Source organism: Microcoleus sp. S13_B4 (assembly GCF_036700885.1).
GTDB lineage: Bacteria > Cyanobacteriota > Cyanobacteriia > Cyanobacteriales > Microcoleaceae > Microcoleus.
In genome coordinates this window covers 21953-28060 of record NZ_JAUBPU010000070.1, presented here as the reverse complement: position 1 = coordinate 28060, position 6108 = coordinate 21953, and the positions used below count along the sequence as shown (strand labels likewise).

The 6108-nt window shown below is 46.9% G+C and carries 8 protein-coding genes; all 8 read right to left on the bottom strand.

Features of this window, described 5'->3' with window-relative positions; translation table 11 throughout:
* Positions 1–183: 183 nt before the first annotated feature.
* The 8 genes from QT994_RS24170 to QT994_RS24135 all read right to left on the bottom strand — a co-directional run bounded on the left by QT994_RS24170 (position 184) and on the right by QT994_RS24135 (position 6060).
* A complete protein-coding gene (locus QT994_RS24170) occupies positions 184–1197 on the bottom strand; it encodes a CHAD domain-containing protein (protein WP_333179053.1) in 1014 nt (337 codons plus the stop codon).
* 388 nt (positions 1198–1585) lie between these two features.
* The gene (gene petJ / locus QT994_RS24165; protein WP_333179052.1) at positions 1586–1924 is read right to left on the bottom strand and encodes a cytochrome c6 PetJ; all 339 of its coding nucleotides are present in this window, start codon (positions 1922–1924) and stop codon (positions 1586–1588) included.
* Between the two features lie 125 nt (positions 1925–2049).
* The gene (gene psbV2 / locus QT994_RS24160; RefSeq protein ID WP_190733403.1) at positions 2050–2550 is read right to left on the bottom strand and encodes a photosystem II cytochrome PsbV2; all 501 of its coding nucleotides are present in this window, start codon (positions 2548–2550) and stop codon (positions 2050–2052) included.
* Positions 2551–2704: 154 nt separating this feature from the next.
* Positions 2705–3193, bottom strand: a complete 489-nt coding sequence (gene psbV, locus QT994_RS24155) for a photosystem II cytochrome c-550 (protein WP_242719283.1) — start codon at positions 3191–3193, stop codon at positions 2705–2707.
* 145 nt (positions 3194–3338) lie between these two features.
* On the bottom strand, positions 3339–3530 hold the full coding sequence (locus tag QT994_RS24150; RefSeq protein WP_006633443.1) for a hypothetical protein: 192 nt from the start codon (positions 3528–3530) through the stop codon (positions 3339–3341).
* Positions 3531–3848: 318 nt separating this feature from the next.
* Complete coding sequence (accD, locus tag QT994_RS24145; RefSeq protein WP_333048074.1) at positions 3849–4799, bottom strand: acetyl-CoA carboxylase, carboxyltransferase subunit beta; 951 nt, start codon at positions 4797–4799, stop codon at positions 3849–3851.
* A 153-nt stretch (positions 4800–4952) separates the two neighbouring features.
* Positions 4953–5168 (bottom strand): hypothetical protein, encoded by a 216-nt coding sequence (locus QT994_RS24140; RefSeq protein ID WP_333048073.1) that lies wholly within the window; start codon positions 5166–5168, stop codon positions 4953–4955.
* A 61-nt stretch (positions 5169–5229) separates the two neighbouring features.
* Positions 5230–6060 (bottom strand): prepilin peptidase, encoded by an 831-nt coding sequence (locus tag QT994_RS24135; protein WP_333179050.1) that lies wholly within the window; start codon positions 6058–6060, stop codon positions 5230–5232.
* Positions 6061–6108 lie beyond the last annotated feature (48 nt).

Genomic DNA, 6108 nt, shown 5'->3' with positions numbered 1-6108 from the left:
AATTAATAATTAAGTGGGGTCGTAAAATCAAAAATAAGGGCAATGCTTGTATCACAGTTTAAATGTGCAACAGCTTACGCTAATTTAGAGCGTCTTACGTTTAATTAGAACCAGCTACTTCTGTGTTGCTTACAGTTGCACCCAAAGCGCGCCCAAGTTTAATTGCAAACCCACTAAAATTAATTACTGCGACGAATCTTCCCTCGCAGCATCTTCAACCACAGGATGAATTAAAGCCGATCGAAAACCTTGCCGAATTTCCGAAGTCAAATACCTGCGCTGCAAAACCTGCCATTTTTGCCAAGCTGCATAGCGATTTTCTGCCAACAAACCAGCCAATTTCGGCAACTCTTTTTTCAGATCGCGATCGACAAAATCTGTGAGAAACTCCCCTAAAACTTCACAGTCTTGAATATCGCCCAAACATTCCTGAACAGCCTTCACATCTTCGACATAAACTTCGTAAGTCTCGCTGTAAAAATCGCCAAACAGATTCATCAAATAGCGAACCCGCTTAGCTTGCTTCCGCAAATCGTGCAGAATACTTCCCTCCGCTGCTAACTTCTCTTCGACAGCCTCAGCATTCAAATCATTAGCAACTTTAACTTTGCCATCCTCATATTCCGTGCCCAACAGCCAAGCCGGATGGAGGAAAAACTCACTGACTTGAGGTAACAGTAAATCCGGCAAAACCTCAGCAATGGGCAAATGTTCGATCGCCCGATACTGCGGTTTTTCCAGCCAATCCTCGATCGACTGCTTCAGCGATTCGTAGGTTTTGTGCTCTAAAATCGCCCTCACCCCTTTCAAAGCCCGGTGGCGCTGTTTGAGCAAATTCAACAAAGCTTTATCTAAAACTTTCTGTTCCTCAGTCGGCAAATTCGGGTAATAGCGGTTTTGGAGACTTTCGAGCATCACATCCAAATCCCTGAGCGTTCCCAGAATCCGCCCCACCTTACCAATTTTGCTTTCCGAAGCCTCTTTTGGCAAGTCTAAAACCGGAGCAAAACCAGTCACAGCCGATCGCAAACGTCTCAATCCCACGCGCATTTGATGAAGTTCTTCCGCGTCTTTGTCTTTAAGAACTTCAGCCTCGTGCGTTACACTTTTGCGAAAATATTTCTCAATCGCCTCAGATGCAGCGTCTCCGAGAGTTTTAACTGGAGTTTTAACTTTTGCTAGTGTTTTTACGTTCATGGCAGGTGTAGAGTCCAGATCCCTGATTAACTTTAATTTGGATTTCAAGGCTTTGCTAGTAAAGGGTTTACATCCTAGCACACAAACCCAATTTATGAACCGCTTCCCTACATAAACCTTAATATAAGATGCTTGACAATTTATACAAAGTCAGCCTTTAGCAATCTTCAATCTTCAATCTAAAATATAAAATCTAAAATCTAAAATAAAATTACCCTCCCTCACCCTTGAGCTCATAAAAATCAGATTTCTGGCGCGCTTTCCCCAACTGGTTAAGATCGCTGCAAACCGATATTTATTCGCCAAAGGGTGAGAGAGGGTGCGTGAGGGAGGACAAGTTTTAAATTAAATCAAGCCCGCCCAGCTTGCTTGACTTCAATGAAGCAGTTTAGCCTTTCCAGTCTTTCTCAGATTGTTGGAGCACGTAGGTTGCTACATCCTCAATTTGTTCGGGCTTCAACTTGGCGCCGAAAGCAGGCATAGCATTTTTGCCCTTAGTTACCTGAGTGGTAATAGCTTCGAGAGAATTCATACCGTACTTCTCAAGAGCTTCCTTTTTCAAGGTTTTCATAGCCATAACCACGTTGCCGCCACCGATGTGACAAGCAGCACAATTGGCGCTAAAGATTTTAGCTCCGTTAGCGGCATCTCCTGCCAAAGCAGGGCGGCCAAAGCCGACGGTAAAAATTGCGAACGCTAACAGGGCGATCGATAAGAGTCTTTTCAACGCAGTTCTCCTCTAATGGACACGCAAAGGGTGATTCTTTAGATATTTTACCTGTTAAAACAGGCGCGATCGCACACTCGTATCGCCTTCTTCCGAGTAATTTACCACTTTTTGGTAGTGGCAATTCAACTCTCAAAATTCTCCACGCCCCAGCCCGGAGCTTTCTGAGCCGCTCGGATCACAAAAGCCGCTAAATTTTCAATCTCAGCCTGTGGCATCCAGCTTTCCGGCACCTGGCGGCACCAAAAAGTCTCCTCAGTACCGTCATAAGTCATCGGTTCTCTCAGATACGCCACCAGACTATTGATGTTGTTGCGGGGAGGCGTTGCCCCTTTAAGGTCAGCCAAAGACAGAGATATCGTCGGATCGGGCAAATTAGCTCCTCCGACGTGACAATTGAGGCAACTTTGCTCGAACAATACCTTGCCTGCAGACAAATCCTGAGCCGAAAACAAGCGAGTATGTCCCTCAGAGTCCAACTCCAGAGCCACAGGTTCGCTGGCTTGTAAATACCTATTCACGTAAGAATCGGCAGCAGCCAAAACAGGTTGAGGAGCCAACAGCACGAGTGGCAAAATAATTAACATCCCCAACAGAAAGCAGACAAAAGCACCACGACGCAGCATGACGGACTCCAACCTTTTGCGATAATCAATGAGCAGGAGGTAAATTTTAGATTTCAGATTTTAGAGCGAAAAACGACCAGCCAGCAATTCTTGCCGAACTTCAGCCCTCTCCCAATCCAAAATCCAAAATCTAAAATCTAAAATCTAAAATCGATTAGCGAGCGCCTTTGCCACCAGCCCACTGCTTAGAGACAATTTTTGGCTGCAACAGAATGTGACCGGCAATCGCGTACAAATCGTCATCCGAGAGATTTCTCATCTCAGCGAAAATATCCGCACTCTTCATGCTCGGATGCAGTTCCGAAATTTCCTCAAACCCGTCATAAGTGGTGGGATTTTTCATAAAGTCCACCAGCGACTCAATATTATTCCGGGGCGGGCTCGCCAAAGCCAGAGTTTCCGGGCTCAAATTCACGTTCGGGTCAGTTTTCGTCATGCCCGCAGCGTGACATTGAGCGCAAGCCGAATTGAACAGGCGTTTGCCTTGCTGAACTTGTTTGAGGCTCAGCACTACCGGAGCACCCTTGTCATTCAAAGTCACAGTGCGAAGTTCAGGACTCAGTTCGACAGCCATCGCACTGCTGACAAATAACTGAAAGCTCAAGAATACAGCGGTCAGAGCAATGAAATATCTTTTAAGCATGGTTCTCCTTAAAAAAATCCGGCAAATTATTGAACGCTAAGAGATCGTACCTGGCAAACAGATGTGTGTTCAAAATTCCCTGATTCTGCAACAACTGGCGAAAGTTTGTGCAGCTATACCTTTAAAGGTAGAGGAATTTGGCGAGCTAATCTGCAAGAAGTTTTGAGTCGCGCCTTTTTTCGAGAGTGGACATAATTGCCTTAACATCCTCCAAAGCCAAACGGGTTTGAGGGTGCTTGTAGGCAATTTCCAACTCATCGCACAAGCGGATCACGTCTTCAACAGGGACGTTAAAGTCCTCTGCTATTTCTGCGATGGACAGGTCTGCAAAACCCATAAATTTTTAGGTCGCTGACAGGTCAAAATTGAGTTGACGGCTATTAACTGAAAGCCGGACAATTTTAGAAAGCGCTGTTAGCTTGTTCTGTTAGTTTGTTCTGAGATTTTGTTTGATCTATCGCAAGCTAACTAACCGCTAACTGCTACTAGGCATTTTTGCCCAGCCAAACTCCAGGGCCAATCAACTTCCGATCAATATCATCCCACTGCTGCGTCGTTTTTACTATTTTTGGTAGAACCCGGGCTTTTCGCAATTCCTCAGAAATTTCCCTCTGTGCCCCGGACTCACCAACAGACAATCATCCGGCGCTGCAGCTTAGGGAGAAAGTTTGAAAGCGTGAGTCTGCGGGGGCAAAGCGTGGTTATCGCTGGCTTCGAGGGCGGGGAATTCCGAGTCTGCCAAGAAAGGCTGGGGCTGGTGGAGGCTGATGAGCTGAGCGAGAGTTTTCTTTAATTGAGTCCGGGGTACGATCAAGTCTACAAAACCGTGGGCGAAGGAGTATTCGGAAGTTTGATAATTTTCCGGCAGCTTTTCCCGCAGAGTTTGCTCGATTACCCGGCCGCCCGTAAAGGCCACAGTAGCTTTTGGCTCTGCAATTATAATGTCTCCCAGCATGGCAAAACTGGCGGTGACGCCGCCGGTGGTCGGGTGGGTCAAAATCGGGATGTAAAGCAGTCTCGCTTCCCGATGGCGTTCCAGAGCCCCGGAAATTTTAGCCATTTGCATCAAGCTGAGCATTCCTTCTTGCATTCTCGCACCACCGGAAGCGCAGACAATGATTACGGACAAGCGTTCCCGCGTGGCTTGTTCGATGAGGCGAGTCAGCTTTTCTCCGACTACTGATCCCATGCTGCCGCCGATGAACTGAAATTCCATGACTCCGAGGGCGACGGGCAAATTTTCGAGTTTGCCGATGCCTGTTTCTACGGCGTCTAGGTGGCCTGTTTTTTCTTGAAATTCTCGAAGTCGATCGCTATATTTTTTTCGATCGCGAAATTTCAGGGGATCGGTGGCGTGCAGTCCTTCGTTAATGGGTACCCAGGTATTGGGATCGATCAACTGCTCGATGCGATCGTCACTGTAAACTCTGATATGATGCCCGCATTCCAAGCAAACCATTTGATTTGCTCGCAGGTCTTTGGTATAACTGAGGGCACCGCAAGCTTCGCATTTATTCCAAAGTCCGTCCGCAATTTCTCGTTCCGGCCGTTCTTGGGAGTTCGGTACTGATTTTCGTCGATTTGCAAACCAATCAAATAGAGACATTAAAACTTGCTAATTGTTAACTGTTAACTGTTGACTGTTGACTGTTGACTGTTGGCTGTTGTTATTTGTGAGTTGTTAGCTGCTACCAATAACTAATAACTAATAACTAATAACCAATAACCCATAACAACTGACAATAAACAACAGACTTGACTACTGACTATTGTCCTCTTCAATGGGACTGATGAGGAGCGATGCAGTTCGCTGGTGTTCTGGAAGAACTTGCAGGGCTGTAGCACTTCCAGCCCCCAAATAAGATGCTATTCCCAAGTCTACAATCCGAGCCGGGATTTGATGAGCAGCCAGGAGCTGCTGCATTAATTCCGCTTCCCAACGAAAGCTAGTAGTTGTAAGTGTAATCCAAGACACGGAACAATTTTACCAATTTTTGAGACAATATTATGTTCGATCGCGCCTGACTAACTGCCGCTCAGAAACTAAAATTCGGGAAAAACAACTGCAAGTAAGTAGATAAGATGGCTTCGCCCCACAGAGCAGTAATTGCTGCACCGAGAGCCAGAAACGGACCGAAAGGCATGGGTTGACGCCGATCGAGCAAACCGAGGGCGATCGCCCCGCCACCGGCAAAAGCCCCGGCTAAACAGGCGATGAATCCCGCTAGCAGCAAGTATTTCCACCCCAGCCAAGCTCCCATCAAGGCGGCTAATTTGGTATCTCCGGCGCCCATAGCATTCTGCCCCAGTCCGATCGTCCCGGCGAGTCCGATCGCGTCAAACAGCCACAACCCGACAACTGCTCCCGCGATCCCATCGAGTACCAGATAGTGTATCGAGTCGATCGGACTAAAAGTCGGCCACCAACCTTTCGCCACCTGGAAAACCAATCCGACCACCAAACCCGATCGAGTTAAAGAATTAGGCAAAGTCATTGTATCGCAATCAATCAAAGACAAAGCCAACAGCCAGCTAAACAAAGCCCAAAAACCAAGAGTTTGCACTGTTACGCCAAAACGCCAGAAGATTAACAAAAACAGCAAACCCGTAGCTGCTTCCACCAGCGGATAGCGGGCCGAAATCCGACTGCGGCAGTGATTGCAGCGTCCCCGCAGCCACAGCCACCCGAAAACGGGTATATTTTCGTAAGTTCTAAGTTGATTTAAACACTTGGGACAGCGAGAAGGAGGGTGGATCACCGACAAACCCGCAGGCAACCGATAGACTACCACATTTAGAAAACTGCCAATAGCCGATCCGAGAATAAATATGATCGCCGTGACAAGGCAATTAAAGATTATTTCCATTAAGTTGTCTGTTGACGATTCATTGTTGACTGTGGTTATGTGTCACTT

Excerpts from the sequence above, each read along its gene's own strand:
- QT994_RS24170 (WP_333179053.1), bottom strand. The coding sequence starts at position 1,197 with ATGAACGTAAAAACACTAGCAAAAGTTAAAACTCCAGTTAAAACTCTC.
- psbV2 (WP_190733403.1), bottom strand. The coding sequence starts at position 2,550 with ATGCTGCGTCGTGGTGCTTTTGTCTGCTTTCTGTTGGGGATGTTAATT.
- psbV (WP_242719283.1), bottom strand. The coding sequence starts at position 3,193 with ATGCTTAAAAGATATTTCATTGCTCTGACCGCTGTATTCTTGAGCTTT.
- QT994_RS24150 (WP_006633443.1), bottom strand. The coding sequence starts at position 3,530 with ATGGGTTTTGCAGACCTGTCCATCGCAGAAATAGCAGAGGACTTTAAC.
- accD (WP_333048074.1), bottom strand. The coding sequence starts at position 4,799 with ATGTCTCTATTTGATTGGTTTGCAAATCGACGAAAATCAGTACCGAAC.
- QT994_RS24135 (WP_333179050.1), bottom strand. The coding sequence starts at position 6,060 with ATGGAAATAATCTTTAATTGCCTTGTCACGGCGATCATATTTATTCTC.